Origin of the sequence: Roseburia sp. OM02-15 (genome assembly GCF_003481835.1) — a bacterium.
Lineage (GTDB): Bacteria > Bacillota > Clostridia > Lachnospirales > Lachnospiraceae > Eubacterium_I > Eubacterium_I ramulus_A.
The window spans coordinates 157,764-178,406 of the sequence record NZ_QULX01000004.1 but is presented as its reverse complement, the minus strand read 5'-3'; the positions used below and the strand labels follow the sequence as shown (position 1 = coordinate 178,406).

General features: G+C 44.0%; 19 protein-coding genes. 17 read left to right on the top strand and 2 right to left on the bottom strand.

Annotated features, from left to right (window positions below):
* Nucleotides 1-20: 20 nt before the first annotated feature.
* The 7 genes from DXB15_RS05715 (at nucleotide 21) to DXB15_RS17030 (ending at nucleotide 5,728) form a co-directional block, all read left to right on the top strand.
* A complete protein-coding gene (locus DXB15_RS05715) occupies nucleotides 21-1,526 on the top strand; it encodes an FtsW/RodA/SpoVE family cell cycle protein (RefSeq protein WP_118702296.1) in 1,506 nt (501 codons plus the stop codon).
* Nucleotides 1,450-2,931 (top strand): peptidoglycan D,D-transpeptidase FtsI family protein, encoded by a 1,482-nt coding sequence (locus tag DXB15_RS05710; protein WP_243115602.1) that lies wholly within the window; start codon nucleotides 1,450-1,452, stop codon nucleotides 2,929-2,931. Before DXB15_RS05715 ends, DXB15_RS05710 begins: the two co-directional genes overlap by 77 nt.
* An 80-nt stretch (nucleotides 2,932-3,011) precedes the next feature.
* Nucleotides 3,012-3,464 carry an NUDIX hydrolase gene (locus DXB15_RS05705; protein ID WP_021739937.1) on the top strand — a complete coding sequence of 151 codons (453 nt, stop codon included), beginning with the start codon at nucleotides 3,012-3,014 and terminating at the stop codon, nucleotides 3,462-3,464.
* A 114-nt stretch (nucleotides 3,465-3,578) separates the two neighbouring features.
* Complete coding sequence (locus DXB15_RS05700) at nucleotides 3,579-3,923, top strand: hypothetical protein (protein ID WP_146190158.1); 345 nt, start codon at nucleotides 3,579-3,581, stop codon at nucleotides 3,921-3,923.
* Nucleotides 3,920-5,044 carry a DUF2953 domain-containing protein gene (locus DXB15_RS05695; protein WP_118702295.1) on the top strand — a complete coding sequence of 375 codons (1,125 nt, stop codon included), beginning with the start codon at nucleotides 3,920-3,922 and terminating at the stop codon, nucleotides 5,042-5,044. Before DXB15_RS05700 ends, DXB15_RS05695 begins: the two co-directional genes overlap by 4 nt.
* Before the next feature lie 16 nt (nucleotides 5,045-5,060).
* Nucleotides 5,061-5,501, top strand: coding sequence for a GerW family sporulation protein (locus DXB15_RS05690; protein WP_109214420.1), 441 nt, complete (start codon nucleotides 5,061-5,063; stop codon nucleotides 5,499-5,501).
* A 71-nt stretch (nucleotides 5,502-5,572) separates the two neighbouring features.
* A complete protein-coding gene (locus tag DXB15_RS17030) occupies nucleotides 5,573-5,728 on the top strand; it encodes a hypothetical protein (protein ID WP_177957333.1) in 156 nt (51 codons plus the stop codon).
* A 169-nt stretch (nucleotides 5,729-5,897) separates the two neighbouring features.
* Here the strand turns inward: DXB15_RS17030 and rpmB are convergent, their stop codons facing one another.
* Nucleotides 5,898-6,083: a 50S ribosomal protein L28 gene (gene rpmB, locus DXB15_RS05685; RefSeq protein WP_109214421.1), complete on the bottom strand. Its 186-nt coding sequence runs from the start codon at nucleotides 6,081-6,083 to the stop codon at nucleotides 5,898-5,900.
* A 284-nt stretch (nucleotides 6,084-6,367) separates the two neighbouring features.
* Here rpmB and DXB15_RS05680 point away from each other — a divergent pair, with 284 nt between their 5' ends.
* From DXB15_RS05680 to recG, 3 genes are read left to right on the top strand one after another with little or no spacing between them, the layout of a single operon-like run.
* Nucleotides 6,368-6,727 carry an Asp23/Gls24 family envelope stress response protein gene (locus DXB15_RS05680; protein ID WP_022036706.1) on the top strand — a complete coding sequence of 120 codons (360 nt, stop codon included), beginning with the start codon at nucleotides 6,368-6,370 and terminating at the stop codon, nucleotides 6,725-6,727.
* 13 nt (nucleotides 6,728-6,740) lie between these two features.
* Nucleotides 6,741-8,423: a DAK2 domain-containing protein gene (locus DXB15_RS05675; RefSeq protein ID WP_118702294.1), complete on the top strand. Its 1,683-nt coding sequence runs from the start codon at nucleotides 6,741-6,743 to the stop codon at nucleotides 8,421-8,423.
* 9 nt (nucleotides 8,424-8,432) lie between these two features.
* Nucleotides 8,433-10,490 (top strand): ATP-dependent DNA helicase RecG, encoded by a 2,058-nt coding sequence (gene recG, locus DXB15_RS05670; protein WP_109214423.1) that lies wholly within the window; start codon nucleotides 8,433-8,435, stop codon nucleotides 10,488-10,490.
* A gap of 148 nt (nucleotides 10,491-10,638) precedes the next feature.
* On the opposite strand, the gene DXB15_RS05665 is transcribed toward recG, so the two are convergent.
* Nucleotides 10,639-11,901: a chloride channel protein gene (locus DXB15_RS05665; RefSeq protein ID WP_109214424.1), complete on the bottom strand. Its 1,263-nt coding sequence runs from the start codon at nucleotides 11,899-11,901 to the stop codon at nucleotides 10,639-10,641.
* Nucleotides 11,902-12,132: 231 nt separating this feature from the next.
* On the opposite strand from DXB15_RS05665, the gene DXB15_RS05660 reads away from it, so the two are divergent.
* From DXB15_RS05660 to panD, 7 genes are all read left to right on the top strand, one after another.
* Nucleotides 12,133-15,261, top strand: a complete 3,129-nt coding sequence (locus DXB15_RS05660) for a DUF5717 family protein (RefSeq protein WP_118702293.1) — start codon at nucleotides 12,133-12,135, stop codon at nucleotides 15,259-15,261.
* A gap of 5 nt (nucleotides 15,262-15,266) precedes the next feature.
* Nucleotides 15,267-16,562, top strand: a complete 1,296-nt coding sequence (locus DXB15_RS05655; protein WP_118702292.1) for a DUF5716 family protein — start codon at nucleotides 15,267-15,269, stop codon at nucleotides 16,560-16,562.
* Between the two features lies 1 nt (nucleotide 16,563).
* A complete protein-coding gene (locus DXB15_RS05650) occupies nucleotides 16,564-17,376 on the top strand; it encodes a hypothetical protein (RefSeq protein WP_118702291.1) in 813 nt (270 codons plus the stop codon).
* 156 nt (nucleotides 17,377-17,532) lie between these two features.
* Nucleotides 17,533-18,375, top strand: coding sequence for a Rossmann-like and DUF2520 domain-containing protein (locus tag DXB15_RS05645; RefSeq protein WP_109214428.1), 843 nt, complete (start codon nucleotides 17,533-17,535; stop codon nucleotides 18,373-18,375).
* Nucleotides 18,372-19,199, top strand: coding sequence for a 3-methyl-2-oxobutanoate hydroxymethyltransferase (gene panB, locus DXB15_RS05640; RefSeq protein WP_109214429.1), 828 nt, complete (start codon nucleotides 18,372-18,374; stop codon nucleotides 19,197-19,199). The genes DXB15_RS05645 and panB overlap by 4 nt, the downstream gene beginning before the upstream one ends.
* A 158-nt stretch (nucleotides 19,200-19,357) precedes the next feature.
* Nucleotides 19,358-20,197, top strand: a complete 840-nt coding sequence (gene panC, locus DXB15_RS05635) for a pantoate--beta-alanine ligase (protein ID WP_109214430.1) — start codon at nucleotides 19,358-19,360, stop codon at nucleotides 20,195-20,197.
* A gap of 34 nt (nucleotides 20,198-20,231) precedes the next feature.
* Nucleotides 20,232-20,639 (top strand): aspartate 1-decarboxylase, encoded by a 408-nt coding sequence (panD, locus tag DXB15_RS05630; RefSeq protein WP_109214431.1) that lies wholly within the window; start codon nucleotides 20,232-20,234, stop codon nucleotides 20,637-20,639.
* Nucleotides 20,640-20,643: the final 4 nt, after the last annotated feature.

Genomic DNA, 20,643 nt, shown 5'->3' with positions numbered 1-20,643 from the left:
AGAGAAGTTAAGGAGCAGATATGATACATTTGATCACAGAATTGTCCAAATATGTGATGATCATTCTTTTTGCAATCTATACCTGGTACAGTTATGTGGTACTGGTAATAAAAAATGAGGAACGGCAGAAACGGATGTACAAAGCGCAGACAACCTGCATGTTTTTGATCCATCTGGATGCCTTTATGGTATTGTTTGCGGTGACAAAGGATTTTAAAATACTGATCTTTTACGGTGCACAGGTGCTGTTTGTGCTGTTTTTATTCCTGATCTACCGGATCATATACAAGCGGGCAGCGCGTCTGGTTGTCAATCACATGTGCATGTTGTTACTAGTAGGATTTATTATCCTGACCAGACTCAATTTTGAAAATGCCATCCGTCAGTTTGAGATTGCAGTGGTGGCGGCGGTGGTATCAGCGTTTGTTCCGATTTTGGTAAGAAAATTAAAATTTTTACGAAAATTTACCTGGTTTTACTGTGCGGTCGGCGTAGTAGCACTTGGTATCGTTCTGGTGCTTGGAAAAATGAGCGGTGGTGCACATCTTTCTTTCACGGTAGCTGGTATTACGTTGCAACCGTCAGAATTTGTAAAAATTATATTTGTATTTTTCGTGGCATGTATGCTTTATGAAGCAACAGATTTTCGACAGGTGTGTATTACGACCGTTGCGGCAGCTGTCCATGTGGGAATCCTGGTACTGTCAACCGACCTGGGAGCGGCACTGATCTTTTTCCTGACCTATGTGGTAATGCTGTATGTGGCAACCCGGAAACCGGTTTACTTTTTTGGTGGACTGGGCGTAGGATGTCTGGCAGCACTGGCAGGTTCTAAGCTGTTTTCTCATGTACGGGTGCGAATCGAAGCATGGAAAGATCCTTTTGCCTCCATTCATGGCGGCGGATGGCAGGTGGCACAGGCATTGTTTGCCATTGGAACCGGCGGATGGTTTGGTATGGGACTGTATCAGGGAATGCCGGATAAGATTCCACTTGGATCATCAGATTTCGTGTTTGCGTCCATTTCTGAGGAACTGGGCGGTGCCTTTGCCGTGTGTATCGTGCTTGTTTGTTTTAGCTGCTTTTTGATGTTTTTGAATATTGCGATGCAGATCCGGGATCAGTTTTATAAGCTGATCGCACTGGGACTTGGCTGTGTGTACGGCGTGCAAGTGTTTTTGAACGTGGGCGGTGTCATCAAATTTATCCCGTCTACCGGTCTGACACTTCCGCTGGTCAGCTACGGAGGAAGTTCCATATTATGTACGATCATTATGTTTGCAATTATTCAGGGACTGTATATTATGAGACAGGATGAAGAAGGAGAATCGAATGAGCAGAAGAGTCGAGGACGAAAACAAAAGAGGGACTACAGCAAGAAGAAAGTCAACGGCGTCCGGTCACAGCAAAAGCCAAAGATCAAATCGGGTCAGACAGGGTATCGAGGTCATGAATCTGGATCAGGCAGACCGCGAGGCGGCGCGTCCTCACGGTTCGATGAGGACGAGATCGAGGAAATCTGGTAAAACTGGCAGAAATCTGGAATTTCTGATCATTACCTATCTGTTTCTGACAATTTTTATCGGTATGATCGGATATTTTGTTTATTTCCAGCTGGTAAAAAGTGAGAGTATCATCAACAGCTCTTATAATTCCCGTCTGGATCTGTATGCAGAGCATGTGGTACGCGGAGATATTACGGCAGCAGATGGCACGGTACTTGCGAAAACGACTGTAAATGATGATGGCAGCGAGACCAGAGAATATCCATATGGAAGGATGTTCGCCCATGTGGTCGGTTATATGAATAATGGAAAAGGCGGTCTGGAGTCACAGTACAATTTCAACCTGCTTCGTTCCCATTCCTTTTTCCTGACACAGATTATCAATGATCTGAAAAATGAGAAAAATACCGGAGATACACTGGTGACAACACTGGATTATGATGTTCAGAAGACGGCATATGATGCTTTGGGTGACCGGGACGGAGCTGTGGTTGTCATGGAGCCAAAGACAGGTAAAATCCTTGCCATGGTGTCAAAACCGGACTATGATCCGAACACGCTGGCAGATAAATGGGATGATATTGTGTCGGATAACAGTAGCAGTGTGTTGTTAAACCGTGTAACTTCCGGTCTGTATCCGCCGGGATCGACCTTTAAGATATTTACAACATTGGAATACGTGCATGAGAATCCAAACTATCAGGATTACAGTTTCAACTGTGAGGGAGAATTGAACGTGGATGGCAATGAAATTCACTGTTATCACAAATCCGTTCATGGTCAGGAGAACTTGAAGGATTCCTTTGCAAATTCCTGTAATACGTCCTTTTCCAATATTGGACTGTCTTTGAATATTACAAAGTTTCAGGAATTGTGTAATGACATGCTTTTTAATCAGAAATTGCCGGGTACGCTTTCAGGAAGCAAGAGTAGCTTTACTCTGTCAAAGGATGCGGATAAAGGCAAGATTATGCAGACTTCCATCGGTCAGGGTGATACGCTGGTATCTCCACTTCATATGGTATTTGTAGCATCTGCCATTGCCAACAATGGAGTTGCCATGGAGCCTTATGTTGTGGATTATGTGGAAAATGACGGTGGTGTGCATGTGAAAAACTACAAAGAAAAAGAGTATGGTCAGCTGCTCTCTGAATCGGATGCAGCGCTTTTACAGGACTATATGCGCGGTGTTGTGGAAAATGGAACCGGAAAGGCGTTAAATGGTCAGAGTTACACTGCCTATGGCAAAACCGGATCAGCAGAGTACAACAGTGCCGGTGACAGTCATGGATGGTTTGTCGGTTATGGAACAAAAGAAGGCTATAATGACATTGCCATTGCGGTAATTGTAGAGGATGGCGGTTCCGGAAGCCAGTCTGCCGTACCGGTGACAAAACAGATTTTTGACGTATATTTCAATAAATAAAAATGGGCGAGGTATTGCAAGTTAACTCCAAAAGGCGTATACTTAAAATCAGATTTGAGACCGCATCGGGAGGGCTTGCAATGATTGAAGCAACCAGCTGTGGCGGTGTGGTTATATTCCGTGGAAAGATTCTGTTGCTGTATAAAAATTATCGTAACAAATATGAAGGCTGGGTTTTGCCAAAGGGAACGGTAGAAGCCGGTGAGGAGTATAAGGATACTGCTGCAAGAGAAGTGAGAGAGGAGACTGGCGTAGATGCCTCTATCATAAAATATGTTGGAAAGAGCCAGTATACATTTACAGTTCCCGAAGATACTGTAGAAAAACAGGTACACTGGTACCTGATGATGGCTGACAGTTATTACAGTAAACCGCAGCGCGAAGAGTATTTTGTGGATTCCGGTTACTACAAATACCACGAGGCTTATCATCTGTTAAAATTTGCAAATGAGAAACAGATTCTGGAAAAAGCATACAATGAATATCTTGATTTGAAACGGAGTAATCTGTGGGGAACCAAGAAGTATTTCTAGAACCCGGAAGAGACAGAATTAGTAAAACGATCTTTACAAATGAGATGGTTTTATTAATTCTGTTTGCATATTAGCGAAAATATCAGACGAAAATAAAAATGAGGGATCTGATTTATGTTTTGGTACAAACACTTATATTTGGACAGGAAGTGTATGCGCCATACCAATCGGTTAAAATATAAGATTGAGCATGGAGCAGCGCATAAGGGGGTATATCTCATTCATCTTCCAGATCGTGCAGGTGCCGTTCTGGAGCTGATACCAAGTATTCTGTTACGGCAGAGCCGGTATCCACGGGAGCAGTTGTGCATTATAGGCATGGCAGGTGACCGGGCGGGTGCCTTAGAGCTGATCCGGAAGATCGTGGATGAAGTATATCGGGAGCAACACAATTTTGATATTGCGTCCTATCTGCAGATCGACCGGAAAAATACTTCGGATGAGGGGACCGGCCTATGATGATTTTTTTACTTATATTGAAAATAATCGGTATCATACTGTGTGTGATATTGGGAGTCCTGGCAGTGATCCTGTTTGTCCCAGTTTTTTACGAGGCAGATGCCAATATCGATGAGATGGATTATAAAGTCCGGATCCACTGGTTGGCAAAGCTGATTCGCTTTGAGTTTCGGTGGAAAGAAAAGGCACATGCAGTGCTGAAGATCCTCTGGTTTGTGATAGATTTTACCGATCCGGAGGCAGTAGCCGCCAGAAAAGCAAAGAAAGAGGAAAAAGCCCGCAAAAAGCTGTTAAAGCAGCAGAAGAAAGAAGCAAAAAAGCGGGAAAAACAGACGCGTCAGAGACAGAAAGAGGCACAGCAGGAACAGGCAGACCGTGAAGCACGGGCACAGCAGAGAGAGGCATTTCGAAAACAGCAGGAAGAAGCTGGCAGCAGGGAAAATCAGTCTGAGAAGACGTTAGCTGAGGATGCCAGTGGAAATGATACGAAAACAGAAAAAATAGCAGACGTGGATGCCGGCAGAATTGAAGTGGAAACGAAAAATGTGGAAGCTATAAATGCAGATGAGAGTTTCCATAAAGAAACGTCTGTGGCACAGGATAAAGAGACTTATGAAAAAGCAGAACAGACGAAACCAGAGAATAATGTCCGGCAAGAGTCTGTTGAATCTGAAAAAGCAGAAGCGAATGAATCGAGAGCATCTATTCTGGAAAAATTAAAATCCGCTCATGGAACAGCAGGATCCATTTTGGATAAAGTAAAAACGGTGTTGGCAGTTATCCGTTATTTGCGGGAACAGGAACTGATCTCAGCGGTTTGGGTAAAATTACAGGTGTTTTTGCTGCATATCCGTCCGCGAAAGCTAAGTGGTCATCTGAAGTTCGGATTATCGAATCCGGCAGACACTGGTCAGGTCCTTGGTGTGATTGCGATGGTTCCGTTGTTCTATCAGACAGAACTTCAAATCGAACCGGATTTTGAAGCAGAAGATAATTATATTCAGGGACAGGTATATGTGAAAGGGCATATTTGCTGTATCCATCTGGTGATCCTGATCATTCGGTTATTGCGGGATGAAAAGATCCGAACATTGATTCGTAGGATAAGAGAGAAAAATTAACAGGAGGTATTGGAAAATGGCAGAGAATAATAAAAATACATTTCAGACAACCGTAGAATCTCTGATGAAAGGAATGGATGGATTTGTATCATCTAAAACTGTAGTCGGGGAACCACTTCAGATGGGTGAGACCATCATCCTTCCACTGGTTGACGTATCCTTTGGTATGGGCGCCGGTGCATTTTGTGGAGAAAAGAAGAAAAACAGCGGCGGCGGTATCGGTGGAAAAATGTCTCCAAGCTCCGTACTTGTACTCCAGAACGGAAGCACCCGTCTGATCAGCGTAAAAAATCAGGATGGTATTTCCAAGCTGTTGGACATGATACCGGATTTTGTTGACAAATTTATGAAGAAGATGGATGAGAAAAAGAATCCGGAAGAGGCGGAAGCCAGAAAAGAGGCAAAAAAAGAAGCTGCTGAAGAGATGAAAGACATGCTCAATCTCAGTGAAGAATAGAACCTTCCCTGAGATTAAGCAGAGTCATAAAATCCCCCGCATTGTCATAAGATAGTGCAGGGGACTTTTTTATGTGTAACAGAACGACCAAACAACTGGCAGGTTTTATCCTGTTCTGGATTGGGATCGGCATGATCGTGATGCTGTTTATGCCAAATGATTTTGTTGGAATTTTAATTGCCAGTGGATTTATGCTGCTTGGCTATACATTATATTGTAAATCGTGAGAAATGCGTAAGTTATATGAATTGAGAAATCTGCTTTTCTTTCTAGTGCTCCAAGTGAAATAGGAATAAGGTGAATTGCATAAACAGAGCGAGAAAGAATAGTGGTTAGTTTGTCTGATAAACGCAAAAATGACTGGCAGATTTCTGCCAGTCACTTCAATGTTTTTTCTTATGCTCTTTCAACTTTGTTGGATCTCAGACAAGAAGCACAAACGTATAATGATTTATGAGAACCATTAACATTACATTTAACTTTCTTGATGTTTGATTTCCACATTCTATTAGATCTTCTATGAGAATGACTCACATTGTTTCCGAAATGAGCGCCTTTTCCACAAACACTGCACTTTGCCATGATTGCACCTCCTTGCGTTTACTAAGTTCGTATGTTCTGCGAACTCACAACAAATGTATTCTATCAGATGAATCCCGATAATGCAACAATTATTTTGAAAAAAATGAAAAAAATTCCGAAAACTTGATATATTTTTGATTTCACTATTCCTTTTTTATGAAAAAATGGGTATAATAAGGCATATATGAAAATATGGGTAAGACTGCATTTTGAAAGTAAGGGTATATTTTATGTATTCTGATGCAGAAACATTGCCTGAAAATAAGAAGCGTGGAGGAGCAAGTATGAGAGGTCAGTTTGAAAATTCTCTTGGAACGGTTAGTATAGATTCGGAAGTAGTAGCAACTTATGCCGGTTCTGTGGCCGTAGAATGTTTTGGTATCGTAGGAATGGCAGCTGTCAATATGAAAGATGGTCTTGTAAAATTGTTAAAAAAGGATTATCTTCATCATGGTATCTCTGTAAAGATTGAAGAGAATAACCGGATCACATTAGATTTCCATGTGATCGTATCATACGGTGTAAGTATTTCCACCGTATCAGATAATCTGATTTCCACAGTAAAATATAAAGTGGAAGAATTCACCGGCATGAAGATCGAGAAGATCAATATCTTCGTAGAAGGTGTCAGAGTCATTGATTAAGGAGGAATTGAGTGTGGATATACAGACAATAGATGCAGCGCTTCTGTCAAAAATGTTTTTAGCGGGAGCGAAGAATCTGGAAGCAAAGAAAGAGTGGATCAACGAGCTGAACGTGTTCCCGGTTCCGGATGGTGATACCGGTACAAATATGAGCATGACGATCATTTCCGCAGCTAAGGAAGTTGCTGCTGTGGAAAAACCGGTAATGAAAGATCTTGCAAAAGCAATTTCATCCGGTTCCCTGCGTGGAGCACGAGGAAACTCAGGTGTTATCCTGTCCCAGTTGTTCCGTGGATTTACAAAGACCATCAAGCATTATGATAAGATCGACAAAATCGTTCTTTGTGAGTCTTTCCAGAAAGCATGTGAGACTGCATACAAGGCAGTTATGAAACCAAAGGAAGGAACAATCCTTACCGTTGCCAAAGGTGCAGCTGAGAAGGCACTGGAGCTTTCCTGTGATGACAATTACAACATGGAGCAGTACATTGCCGCTATTATCGCAGAGGCAGAGCGTGTACTTGCCCTGACTCCGGAGATGCTTCCGGTATTAAAACAGGCAGGTGTTGTGGATTCTGGCGGACAGGGACTGGTAGAAGTTCTGAAAGGTGCACAGGATGCATTTCTTGGCAAAGAGATTGATTATACCATCGAAGCTGCTCCGGCATCTTCCGGTGTGGTTAAAATCTCCGCACAGACAGAAGCAGAGATTAAATTCGGTTACTGTACCGAGTTTATCATTGTATTAAATAAACCGCTGACCGAGGCAGAAGAGGACGAGTACCGTGCATTCTTACAGTCCATGGGTGATTCCATTGTACTGGTGGCAGACGAGGAGATCGTTAAAACACACGTACATACCAATGATCCGGGACTGGTATTACAGAAAGCACTGACTTTTGGTTCCTTAAGCCGTATCAAGATCGACAACATGCGCGAAGAACATCAGGAAAAACTGATCAAAGACGCAGAGAAACTTGCAAAAGAGCAGGAAAAAGAAGTAGAAGAAAAAGCAAAAGCAGCCGCAGGTCCGAAAAAAGACATGGGATTTATTGCAGTTTCCATCGGTGAGGGTGTCAACGAAGTATTTAACGGACTTGGCGTGGACTATCTGATCGAAGGTGGACAGACTATGAACCCAAGTACAGAGGATATGTTAAATGCCATTGATCATGTCAATGCAGATCATATCTTCATCTTTCCGAACAATAAAAATATCGTGCTGGCAGCAAATCAGGCAGCATCTCTGGTAGAGGATAAAGATATTATTGTCATCCCGACAAAGACCATCCCGCAGGGTATTTCCGCAATGATCAACTTCATTCCGGAGCAGTCCCCGGAGGAAAATAAAGACAACATGCTGGAAGCAATCGCAGCTGTAAAAACCGGACAGGTTACTTACGCAGTCCGCGATACCATCATTGATGACAAAGAGATCAAAGAGGGCGACTACATGGGAATCGGTGATTCCTCCATCCTTTCTGTCGGTGCAGACCGTGAGGATGTTACCAAAGATATGGTAGCCCAGATGATCGATGAGGAGTCTTACTTCATCTGCATTTATTATGGAGAGGAAGTACTTCCGGAAGCTGTCAATGCATTACAGAAATACTTTGAGGAGACTTATCCGGATTGCGAAGTAGAAGTACAGTTCGGTGGTCAGCCGATCTACTATTATGTTATTTCTGTAGAGTAAGGAGTTCGTATGAATCTTAATTCCCCTGTTCGTGAAATCAAAGGGATCGGGGCGAAAACAGAACAGTTATTTCAACAGTTAGGAGTATACACCATTGGTGATATACTCCTATATTTTCCCCGTGATTATGAAAAATATCCGGATCTGTGTGACGTAGATCAGGTGGTGGAGGGCAGAAAAAATGCTTTGTATGTGTGTGTGAAAAAGACACCCACCGTCAATACCCATTCCCGCCAGCAGGTGGCTTTGCTGGATCTGAAAGGCGAGAATCGGACCCTGCGTCTGATCTGGTTTCGCAGTCCTTATATCCGATCACTGATCCGTCCCGGCGGATGGTACGTTTTTTATGGAAAAGTCAACCAGAAAGATGATCGGCTTACCATGGAGCAGCCCCAGATGTTCAGTTTGGGACAGTATGAGGCGTTGCAAAAGACATTGCAGCCACACTATAGTTTGACCAAAGGTGTCACTAATAATTTAATTGTAAAAACAGTGCATGCAGCCATGGAAGAGATTCCCTTGGAAATGGAATATTTACCAGAGGATATCCGCATCCGCAATCATCTAAGCGAGTACAACTTTGCCTTAAAAAACATGCATTTTCCGGAAAACGAAGAAAACTGTATCATTGCCAGAAACCGTTTTGTGTTTGATGAGTTTTTCTTCTTTTTGCTCAGTATGCAGTTGTCAAAAGAGAATACCCAGAAGCTGAAAAATGAGTTTACTTTCGCAGAGGATTCCTTTGTGGAAGATCTGATGAACGGTCTGCCTTATGAGCTGACCGGCGCACAGAAGCGTGCAGTAGCACAGATTCGCTCTGACTTGCGGGAACCGTGTATCATGCAGCGATTAGTACAGGGCGATGTTGGCTCCGGTAAGACCATCGTCGCTTTTCTGGCAATGCTGGAAGTGGCGCACAATGGTTATCAAGCGGCGATTATGGCGCCTACGGAAGTATTGGCGCAGCAGCATTATGAAAAACTGACACAGTTTCTGGAAGTGAACGGCATTGATATCCCGGTTGTGTTATTGACTGGTTCCATGGGCGTGAAAGCCCGCCGCGCAGCGTATGCAGTATTAGAGTCGGATCAGCCGGCTTTGGTCGTGGGAACTCACGCGTTGATTCAGGAAAAAGTACAGTATCGGAATCTGGCACTGGTTATTACCGATGAGCAGCACCGTTTCGGTGTAAAGCAGAGAGAGACTTTTTCTTTAAAAGGTTCGCATCCGCATATTCTAGTTATGAGCGCGACGCCGATTCCACGAACATTGGCTATTATTTTATATGGTGATCTGGATATTTCCGTGATCGATGAAGTTCCGGCGAAGCGGCTGCCGATCAAAAACTGTGTGGTGAATACGTCCTATCGCAAGACAGCATATAAATTTATGGAAAAAGAGATCCGTGCCGGACATCAGGTGTATGTCATTTGTCCGCTGGTAGAAGAAAGTGAACTGGCAGAAGGCGAAAACGTGCTGGATTATGCGGCGCAGCTTCAGCAGATTTTTCCATCCGATATCAAAGTTGGTATGCTGCACGGAAAAATGAAACCGGATGAGAAAAATGCTGTCATGCAGGAATTTCAGGAAAACAAAATCCAGATTCTGGTATCCACAACGGTAGTGGAAGTTGGCGTGGATGTGCCAAATGCTACTGTTATGATGATTGAAAATGCAGAACGGTTTGGCTTGGCTCAGCTTCATCAGCTGCGCGGTCGTGTCGGTCGTGGTGATGCGCAGTCATATTGTATTTTGATGCAAGGCAAAGAGCAGCAGACAAAAAACAAACGTCTGGAGATCTTGAATAAATCAAATGACGGTTTCTTTATCGCCGGTGAAGATCTGAAACTGCGTGGACCGGGTGATTTCTTTGGTATTCGCCAGAGTGGAGATTATCAGTTCCAATTAGCAGATGTATTTCAGGATGCAGACGTGCTGAGTAAGGCATCTTACGAGGTATCGGTGTTGATGAAGGAAGATCCACATCTGGAGAAGGAAGAACATCAGAGACTGCTGGTACGGTTGCGGCAGTATGCCGGAGATCAGTTTTCTTTGTTAAATTTGTAAAAAACGCAAATGGTTAAAAAAATGACGATCCAAATGATGTTTTGTATTATGGAATTGCATTCTGTAAGGAAAATGTAAAGCAGTTATAGAAAAAGGTATGTGAAAAAAGCCGGTGGGAGCAGGTGCGCTTCCATCGGCTTTTTTTGTCTTAATGTGTTTTTCGGTTAATATATTCTGTCTTATACTTAGAATAAATAATTTTCTGACTACTATACAGTCCATAATATCCGGACAACATATAACTCAGCGCGATCGCAATCAGAAAATACGGCATTCCCTCAAATCCAAACAGCTCAAAACAGATCAGCAGGGAAGTGATGGGACTGTTGGTAACTCCACAGAATACCGCGCCCATGCCAACAGCGGCACACAGCGGAATGGAACATCCCGTAACGGTTGCAAAAAAGGTTCCGAAGGTTGCTCCGATAAAGAGAGTCGGGACGATCTCACCGCCTTTGTAACCGGCGCCGAGCGTGGCACCAGTAAAGAGCATTTTCAATAGGAAAGCCAGTGGAAAGACCGGTTTTCCTTCCATGCAGCTGGCAATAATGCTCATACCGGTGCCGTTATAGGTCTGATCACCCACCAACAGCGTCAGTGCAATGACGATGCATCCGCCAATAATTACCCGCAGATATGGATTTTTAAAAAATCGTTTATACAGACGTTCTGCATTGTGCAGGATCGTACAAAATAAGATGCTGACCACCGCGCATAACACAGCAAATACACCGATGATCAGAGCGGTTTTCGGTGCAAATGCCGGAATAGAACTGATCGGAAAGATTTCCGGTGTAATGCCACAGACGGCTGCCACACCGTGAGCGGTCAGTGATGCGATGACACATGGCAGCAGTGCGGAATAATGCATAATGCCGACACTGACCACTTCCATGGAAAAGATCGCAGCAGCCAGCGGTGTGCCAAACAATGCGGAGAAAGCAGCACTCATACCACACATGATCATAATGTGCTGGTCTTTTTCATCAAAGTGAAAAAGTTTTCCAAGGGAATTTCCAATACTTCCGCCAAGCTGCAGGGCAGCACCCTCACGACCGGCGGAACCGCCGAATAAATGTGTCAGCAGGGTGGCAATAAAGATTAACGGTGCCATGCGCAGTGGGATATTTTCGTTGGAGTGGATGGCGGACAGTACCAGATTGGTTCCCGTGTCCTTTTCGTCATGTAACAGCTGGTACAATCCCACGATGGCGGCACCTGCTCCCGGCAGCAGAAAGATCAGCCATGGATGCTGTAATCTTGTGCGTGTGACAAATTGCATTCCATAGTAAAAAGCAGTTCCGACAAATCCCAGTATAATTCCGCTCAGAACTGCAAAGATGACGTCACGGAGTGATGTGACCAGATGCGAACCGCCTCTTTTTAGTACATTTCTATATGATTCAAACATAACTTTATCTCCCGTTATAAAAACTTGCTGTTTCTTATTTTTTCCTTATTTGCCTGAAAAATCTGCTTGGAAAAATGTTACATGTAAATAGTTGTTTTTCCCGAACAGAAAGCACATTTTCTTATTTCCTTGACATTGCAAGAAAATCTAAAATGTTTTATACTTTATTATTATAGAGAAATCGGGAAAAAAAGCAATGAAAAACAAATTCCCGGGAAGCAGGTTGTACGAATGAAAAGAAAATTGCAGGATATCATACAGGAAAAATTTACATATGAGGATACACACCTGCTGTTGCCGGATATGGATCTGAATTTTACAGCGATTGAGAGTGAACCCTTTGAGGGAACGTTTTCTTTTCACAGCAGTAATGAACATCCGATCCGCGGAATTGTCAGTTGCGAGCACCCATGTGTCACCTGTCTGGATACCGAATTTAACGGGACAGATATCCAGATCCGGTTCCGGTATGCCGACAGTCAGCAGACGGAAGGAATGACAGATCAGGGTGTGTTTGTGATCACCAGCAATGTGGGTGAGTATCTGCTGCCATTTCGGGCAAATATTACCCGCCGTTATCTGATGTCTTCCATTGGAAAAATTAAGACACTGAATGATTTTACGAATCTGTGCAAACTGAGCTGGAAAGAAGCGCTGCAGATTTTTAAATCCCAGTATTTTTGCAATATTTTACATCATGACAGCGGATTCCAGAAGCTGCTTTACCGTGGCTTGACAGAGCATGCCTGCGGTGCCGCACAGATGGAGGAGTTTCTGATCGGGTGTGGAAAAAAGGAGCGGAATCATCTGATCATCAGCCGTCCGGAACGCGGCTATAAAGTGTCGAAGGGTTCGATTTTGCCACAGTCAGATCTGCTGGATGTGGAAAAAAGCACCTGGGGTTATATCCATGTGGAGATCTCCTGTGATGCGCCGTTTGTCCGGTTGGAGAAGAAACAGCTGCGTTATTATGATTTTGTCGGAAAACATGCGGAAGTTCAGTATCACATTATGCCGGGATTGCTTCATGGGGGCAAAAATTATGCGAAGATCCGGATTCAGACACCATTCCAGACAGAGACGATTAAAATTACAGTTACCGTATTAAAGGAACGTTCTGTGAAGAAGTCTGCCCATTGGGAAAATCGCTACATTCACAGTCAGATGGAGAAATATTATCTGGATTACCGCAAGGAGGAGATGACAAAGGAACTTTGGATGCAGGAGATGGAAGTGCTGCTAAAACGTGCCATCAGTCTGGATCCAGAAAACGAATGGCTTCCTTTGTATCGTATTTTTGTTCTCCTGACCGGAGGGGACAAACTGGGGGCAGAAGCAATTTCGGAAAAACTGCCGAAAAATATTCAGAATCAGCGGACACCGTTAGGAGCATTTTATCTGTATCTGACCACCATTGGGGAGACACCGGCTTACAGCCGGGAAGTGACCAGAAGGGTGAAAGAGATTTATCTGAAATATCCGTCACATCCGGTACTGGTGTGGGTGTTATTGCACATTGATGAAGTGCTGCTTCGCAATCCGGAGCGAAAATATCAATGGATTCGCAAATATATGTTAAAAGGAAATATCAGTCCGATTTTTTATGAGGAAGCAACCTGCCTGCTGGAAAATCATCCGGAAATGCTGCATGAGGTGGATGTATTTGAACGAAGACTGCTGATCTGGATGATGAAGCACAATCGGTTGTCACCGCGTATCATTGACCGCTTGGTTCCTATGGCACAGTTGCAGAAGACCTTCGATCCGGTTTATTTTCGCGTATTATGCCGCTGTTACCGTCAGGGTTCGGAGACAACGGTGATCAAAAATATCTGTATCTATCTGATCAAATGCAATCGGTATGGTACGGTTTATTTCCCATGGTTTCAGCGGGGGATCAGCCGTCATTTGAAGATTGCGGGACTGTATGAGGCATATATGCTTTCCTGGACGAAGGCAAACGGCGCACTGCCGGAGGAGATTTTGCACTATTTTGTCAGAAGTAAAGCACTTCCGGCGAAACGGCGGGCAATGCTTTATGCTTATGTGGTGCGCAATAAAGAACGGATCGGTAAGATCTGGCAGTCATATCAGCCGGTGATCCGGGAATTTGCCTCTCAGGAATTGAAAAAAGAACATATGAGCGAAGATCTGGCTGTAATTTATGAAGATATGAAACAACAGCTGACAGATGGCGCATGGAAGTACATGCGTAAATCCGCGGATGATGCATATCGGATCCGGGTGCCGAATCCGGACATGACAGAACTTTGGGCGCTTCAGGCGGATTCCGACCAGATACAGAAAGTGGCATTGTATGAACGGAGTGCCTATGTTTACTTGCATTCGAAACCGTTTGCTATTTTGTATGCGGATCAGGCAGGAAATGTGTATACTGCCGGAAAACAGTTTCACTTGAAAAAAATGCTCTCCGGAGCGCATGTTTATCAGAAAGATCAGATAGAATCGGAGCAGCACCCGGACAATTCAGAGATTTCAAATGATGTGGATCTGGCAGAACAGATCAAAACATTTGATGCGCCGATGACAGTGATGCAGCGGAGAATTACTGCTGCCAGAGAAGAAGGCATGGACACAGCAGATGCAGAAGAAAAGCTGCTGGTTTATATGCTGTTTACCGGAAATTTCCTGCCGGGACACGAACAGTTGTTTGAACGCATCGTTGCACGAAAAGGAGAGCCATTGCTTTTGCAGGCATATATGACATGGTTTTCTTATCAGTATCTGTTGGGAACGGCAGAACTTCCGGCACAGGTACAAAAATGTTTGCTGGAAGAATTTTCGGCAGGAAGAATGCATCAGCGCTGCTGCCAGGCGGCATTTTTAAAACGGTATGTGAAAACTGTAACAGACGACAAGGAAGAAGAAATGCGTCATACAGAAGAAGTGCTGGCAACAAAACTGCTGGAGCATTTTCTGTTAAAAGGCATTTATTTTCCGTTTTATCAGGAGCTTCCGGCAAAATTACAGCGAAAGTATCTGCTGTTTGGTGAAAATGTGATTTCCTGTGTGGCACAGCCGGAGCAGGTGCTGCATGTGATGATTTACAATGAAAAGCATGAAAAAGTACAGTCCGTTGGAATGCAGGAAATATTACCGGGATTGTATACCTGTGTGCTGCATACCTTTTTTGAAAAGGAAATGCAGTATGAGGCAGTGACAGGAAGTGGAGAGGTGCTGGAGAGCGGCACGCTGGAAGCAAAACCGGGATCCGGATATGAAGAGACACGATATGGTCGGCTTGCAGCATGGATGGAGAAGAAAGACAGGCAGTCTGCTTATGAATATGCAGAACTGACCGATCTGGCAGATGCTTTGTTTCTGCCGATAGAGGAGTAAGAGCAGTGGATCAGAAAAAAGAGTTCTATGTAGGAATTGATATTGGAAGAGACAGGGCGATGATCAGTCTGTACCGGGAGGATCAGAAAGAACCGGAGACGATATCGACGGTCAGAGGAATGGAAAAATTTGGGATTCCTCTGGTAATGTTTCTGGAAAAAAAGGGAACAACGTATTATGGGGATGAGGCTCTGAAACGAAAGGAACAGCCGAACGGAGATTTTTTTGAAGATATTTACGAAGGCGCATTGCAGGAGCAGACGGAAGAGACCACATTGTATCATGGATTGTTTGTGCAGTTTGTACGGCGTCTGATCCGGTTGAAAGAGCGCTATGGTCTGAAGGGAGATCCGACTTGTGTGGCAATCACAGTTCCGGTATTGTCACAGCAGGCGATTGCGTTGCTTCAATACGTACGTCAGGAGCTGGATTTCTCAGAAAAAGAACTGATCTTTATGGATTATGCGGAAAGTTTCTTTTTACATACGTATCATCAGGAAGCGGTGTTGTGGCAGCATGATGTGGCAATGTTCTATTTTCAGGGGGCAGAACTGAGTTTTTATCTGCTGCATAGAAAAAGCGGTTTGAAAGTACAGTTTGTGACGGCAGAGCAGAAACACTGGCAGGTGCCGGAATCAATCTGCACGCATGCGGAGCTGATGGATGAATATTTTTCCAATGTTGTACGGGAATCTTTTGCAAAACATGCGATTTCCACGGTATATTTTGTGGGAGATGGATTTGACGGCAACTGGTTACGGGAATCTCTCCGGGTGATGGGAACGAACAAGCGGGGATTTTTAGGGAAAAATCTGCTGACCAGAGGTGCGGCATATGGTGCATGGCGCTACAGTAAGCCGGAAACATGGGGATTTTTCTTTAACTGTGAATACAAAATGCAGGGGGAACTGGATCTTCGGATTGAAAGTCAGGGAGCGGACGGTTTTATCCGTCTGATCGAAGCCGGACAGAACTGGTTTTGCCAGACACCGTCTTTTAAATTACTTTACGGCGGTACTCCGGAAATTGTGTTAAAAATCAGTCGGATCGGTGCCGCAAACAGTCAGGTGCTGCATCTGGAGCTTACAGATCTTCCGGATCGGCCGGAAGCAGCTTTGCGGTTTCGCATTCAGGCAATTCCGAAAAACGGAACAGAAGTGACATTGCGGCTTTCCGATGATGGATTTGGTGAATTTTTCAAAAGCTCCGGTAAAATCTGGGAGTTTCCGGTAGCCTTGGATATGGAAGGTGGCAGCACGATGGAAAAAGCACGGTATGGTCAAAAAAAAGGAGGCAGATAATATGGGAACATTGAAACTGTGCAGGGACAGACAGGCGCAGAATCCGTTCTTTCTTGAGGGATTGTCTGTTTCTGTGTATACCTTAGAGGAACTTTGCTATGCGATAGAATCGAATCTGTTTTTGCTGGATGAAAAATGGATCTGCACATCCCTGTTTCAGTGGTTGGAAAAAGAACTGGGAGAGGCAGATCTGACAGCTCATTTAAAAAACAGCTATCGAAAATCTAAGGATGTTTATGAATGTGCGGAACTGATTTTGTCTGCGTCCGGTTTTTACACCGTGGAAAGACTGCGCCAGATTGATGAGATGCTGACGCGGATGCGGGGGAAAAGTCCGATGGAGCGCCGCAAAATGAAAGCGGATTATTTCCTGTCTGAGAAAAAATACCGCCATGCGGCATATGGTTATCTGGAATTGCTGCAGCAGGAAAATCTGATCTATATGACAGAGGAACTGCAGGGGGGAATCCTGCACAATCTGGGCGTGGCATATGCGCGTCTGTTTTTGTTTCAGGAAGCGGCAGAAATGTTTGCAGCAGCTTATCAGAAAAACAGATCAGAGCAGAGCCGGTATTGTTATCTGTATGCTATGAATTATGTGCCGGAGGATGAGGTGCTTGGTAATCTGGAACCGGAGATTCATTTTGGTACGATGAAAGAGGCATTTTCCCGTTTTACGGAAGTATCGGATCAGGAGCAGTATTATCAGGAACGGAAAAAACTGTCAGATGCATCCAATTCCTTCAACTGGAGAGGCAGAGAGGAAGACCTGCGCAGACAGTGGATTGCCGATTATAATCAAATGAATTGCTGAAAATCCTTTACAAATGGGTACCCGGGCGGTATAATGTCGGGCGGATGGTATTCCGAAAGGAAACGATACCTTGTATTTATTATTTTGAAACGGAGCTTGTATTGCTGTTCGCAAACAAGACTCACTGTCCCACCATTAGGAAATGGAGGGATGCTTATGAATATTGGATTTATTGGCGCAGGAAAAGTCGGTTTTTCACTTGGAAAATATCTAACCGAGCGCAACGTAAGGGTGAGTGGTTATTATAGTCGTAATCCACAGTCATCCAGAGAAGCAGCAGATTTTACAAATACCAGACAGTACCTGAATTTGAGACATCTGGTAGAGGACAGTGATGTCCTTTTTGTGGCAATTCCGGATTCGGCGATTGCTCAAATGTGGGAACAATTGAAAATGCTTCCGATTCAGAATAAGATTATAAGTCATTTCAGTGGCGCGTTAAGCTCCGCTGTCTTTTCGGATATTGAGCGTTATCACGCTTATGGATATTCTATCCATCCGTTATTCGCCATCAATGATAAGTATGAATCCTATAAGGTGATTTCCCAGGCGTTTTTTACGATTGAGGGAGATCCGAAGTATCTGAACTGGTTTTTACGGCTTTTTGAGAGTTTTGGAAATCCGGTGGAGGTTATTTCAAAAGAGGATAAGGTACGTTATCATGCGGCAGCAGCTATGGCCAGCAATTTATATGTTGGACTGGCAAATATGTGTGAGCAAATGCTGCGGGACTGCGGTTTTTCCGTTGCAAATGCACATCGCGCATTGTCACCGCTGATGATTGGAAATACGGAGAATATCATCCAGTACGGTCCGGTCGGGGCACTTACAGGTCCGATCGAGCGAAATGACCTGACGACGGTGATGGATCATTTGGAGAGCTTGTCAGAGCAGGAACAGAAGGTTTATAAAATTCTGTCCGGCGAAGTGATCAACGTTGCAAAAATGAAACATCCCGAGCGGGATTATTCTGAAATGGAAAGGATGCTCAATTCATGAAAACCACAGTTTCTACATTAAAGAAGCAAAAAGAGAATGGTGAGAAGATTACAATGCTCACCTGTTATGATTATTCCATGGCTAAGCTCATGGATGAAGCCGGCATTGAAATCTTGCTGATCGGAGATTCCCTTGGCAATACAATGCTTGGCTATGAAAATACATTGCCTGTTACGATGGAAGATATGATCGCACACACCGCAGCAGTCAGCAGAGGAGCAAAAAATGCCTTTGTTCTGGCAGATATGCCGTTTATGTCTTATCAGACCTCTGTTTATGATGCAGTTTTAAATGCAGGACGTCTGATGAAAGAGGGACATGCACATGGCGTAAAACTGGAAGGCGGTGCAAGAGTGTGCCCGCAGATCGAGGCAATCGTAGCAGCAGATATTCCGGTATGTGCACATATCGGACTGACACCTCAGTCCATTAATGCCTTTGGTGGATTTAAGGTACAGGGCAAAAGTGAAGAAGCAGCCCGCCAGCTGGTAGAGGATGCGAAAAAGGTTGAGGCAGCAGGTGCCTCTCTACTTGTTATGGAGTGTGTTCCGGCAAAACTTGCCGAAGTGATCACAAAGACAGTTTCTATTCCGACCATCGGAATCGGAGCAGGAGCAGGTTGTGACGGACAGGTTCTGGTAAATCAGGATATGCTTGGTATGTTTTCTGATTTTACACCGAAGTTTGTGAAACGTTTCGCAAATGTGGGTGAGATCATGAAACAGGCGTTTGCAGATTATTCCGCAGAGGTAAAAGCGGGTACCTTCCCGGCACCGGAACATACATACGCGATTTCAGACGAAGTTATTGAAAAACTGTATTAAGAAATGAAATTGACTAACAGTGTTAGTTGATTTTGAAAGTTAATATAAGTAGTGTTCACCTTTCATTTTACACAAAAGTATAGCGTTTTATACAAATGTATAGAGGAGAACAGAACAAAAATAAAAATCGAAAAACAAGTATAGAGGAGAATAGAAAAATGCAGGTTGTATCAACAGTAAAAGAAGTAAGAGATATTGTAGCAGGATGGAGAAAAGAAGGAAAGACAGTCGGATTTGTACCAACCATGGGTTATCTTCATGAGGGACACGGCAGTCTGATCAGCAAAGCCGTAGAGCAGAATGACAAAGCAGTTGTCAGCATTTTTGTCAATCCGATGCAGTTCGGACCGACAGAGGATCTGGAGAGTTATCCGAGAGATCTGGAAAAAGACAGCAAATTCTGTGAGAGCCTTGGCGCTGACCTGATCTTCCATCCGGAACCGGAAGAAATGTATCACGATGGATTCAGTTCTTTTGTGGACATGACGGTTCTGACAGAGGAACTTTGCGGACTGAGCCGTCCGGTTCATTTCCGTGGTGTTTGTACTGTTGTCAGCAAATTATTCAATATCGTTCAGCCGGATCGTGCATATTTTGGACAGAAAGATGCACAGCAGCTGGCAGTCATCAAACATATGGTAGATGACCTGAATATGAATGTGGAAGTAATCGGCTGCCCGATCATCCGTGAGGAAGACGGACTGGCAAAGAGCTCCAGAAATACCTATCTGTCTGCAGAAGAACGAAAAGCAGCACTTATTTTGAGCAAAACTATCTTTATGGGTCAGAAAATGGTTGAAGAAGGGGAGACAGATGCGGTAAAATTAGTAGAAGCAATGAAAAAGAACATTGAGACAGAGCCGCTGGCAAAAATTGATTATGTCAAAGCGGTAGACGGTCTGACAATGCAGCAGGTAACAGAACTGAAGAGTCCGGCACTGGTTGCTATGGCAGTGTATATTGGAAAAACAAGATTAATTGATAACTTCATGATCTAATCAAATTTGTAAAAGTAGAGAGGAAAAAGTTTTTATGACCCTTCAGATGTTAAAAGGAAAAATTCACCGTGCAACTGTGGTACAGGCTGCACTTGATTATGTAGGAAGTATCACCGTTGATGAGGATCTTCTGGATGCTGCAGGTATTCTTGAATATGAGAAAGTTCAGATCGTTAATGTCAATAATGGCGCACGTTTTGAGACATATACGATTGCCGGAGAGCGTGGAAGCGGAATGATCTGCTTAAACGGCGCAGCAGCACGCTGCGCTTCCGTCAAGGATAAAGTCATCATTATGTCTTATGCGGATATGACGCCGGAGGAAGCAAAAACACATAAACCATCAGTTGTTTTTGTGGACGAGATCAATCGAATTGACCGGGTGACTAACTATGAGAAACACGGTCAGTTATTCGATAAAGCAAGACTGGATGAGGAGTAAAAAG

Coding starts and splice junctions, on each gene's coding strand:
- DXB15_RS05715 (WP_118702296.1), top strand. CDS start 21: ATGATACATTTGATCACAGAATTGTCCAAATATGTGATGATCATTCTT.
- DXB15_RS05710 (WP_243115602.1), top strand. CDS start 1,450: ATGAATCTGGATCAGGCAGACCGCGAGGCGGCGCGTCCTCACGGTTCG.
- DXB15_RS05705 (WP_021739937.1), top strand. CDS start 3,012: ATGATTGAAGCAACCAGCTGTGGCGGTGTGGTTATATTCCGTGGAAAG.
- DXB15_RS05700 (WP_146190158.1), top strand. CDS start 3,579: ATGTTTTGGTACAAACACTTATATTTGGACAGGAAGTGTATGCGCCAT.
- DXB15_RS05695 (WP_118702295.1), top strand. CDS start 3,920: ATGATGATTTTTTTACTTATATTGAAAATAATCGGTATCATACTGTGT.
- DXB15_RS05690 (WP_109214420.1), top strand. CDS start 5,061: ATGGCAGAGAATAATAAAAATACATTTCAGACAACCGTAGAATCTCTG.
- DXB15_RS17030 (WP_177957333.1), top strand. CDS start 5,573: ATGTGTAACAGAACGACCAAACAACTGGCAGGTTTTATCCTGTTCTGG.
- rpmB (WP_109214421.1), bottom strand. CDS start 6,083: ATGGCAAAGTGCAGTGTTTGTGGAAAAGGCGCTCATTTCGGAAACAAT.
- DXB15_RS05680 (WP_022036706.1), top strand. CDS start 6,368: ATGAGAGGTCAGTTTGAAAATTCTCTTGGAACGGTTAGTATAGATTCG.
- recG (WP_109214423.1), top strand. CDS start 8,433: ATGAATCTTAATTCCCCTGTTCGTGAAATCAAAGGGATCGGGGCGAAA.
- DXB15_RS05665 (WP_109214424.1), bottom strand. CDS start 11,901: ATGTTTGAATCATATAGAAATGTACTAAAAAGAGGCGGTTCGCATCTG.
- DXB15_RS05660 (WP_118702293.1), top strand. CDS start 12,133: ATGAAAAGAAAATTGCAGGATATCATACAGGAAAAATTTACATATGAG.
- DXB15_RS05650 (WP_118702291.1), top strand. CDS start 16,564: ATGGGAACATTGAAACTGTGCAGGGACAGACAGGCGCAGAATCCGTTC.
- DXB15_RS05645 (WP_109214428.1), top strand. CDS start 17,533: ATGAATATTGGATTTATTGGCGCAGGAAAAGTCGGTTTTTCACTTGGA.
- panB (WP_109214429.1), top strand. CDS start 18,372: ATGAAAACCACAGTTTCTACATTAAAGAAGCAAAAAGAGAATGGTGAG.
- panC (WP_109214430.1), top strand. CDS start 19,358: ATGCAGGTTGTATCAACAGTAAAAGAAGTAAGAGATATTGTAGCAGGA.
- panD (WP_109214431.1), top strand. CDS start 20,232: ATGACCCTTCAGATGTTAAAAGGAAAAATTCACCGTGCAACTGTGGTA.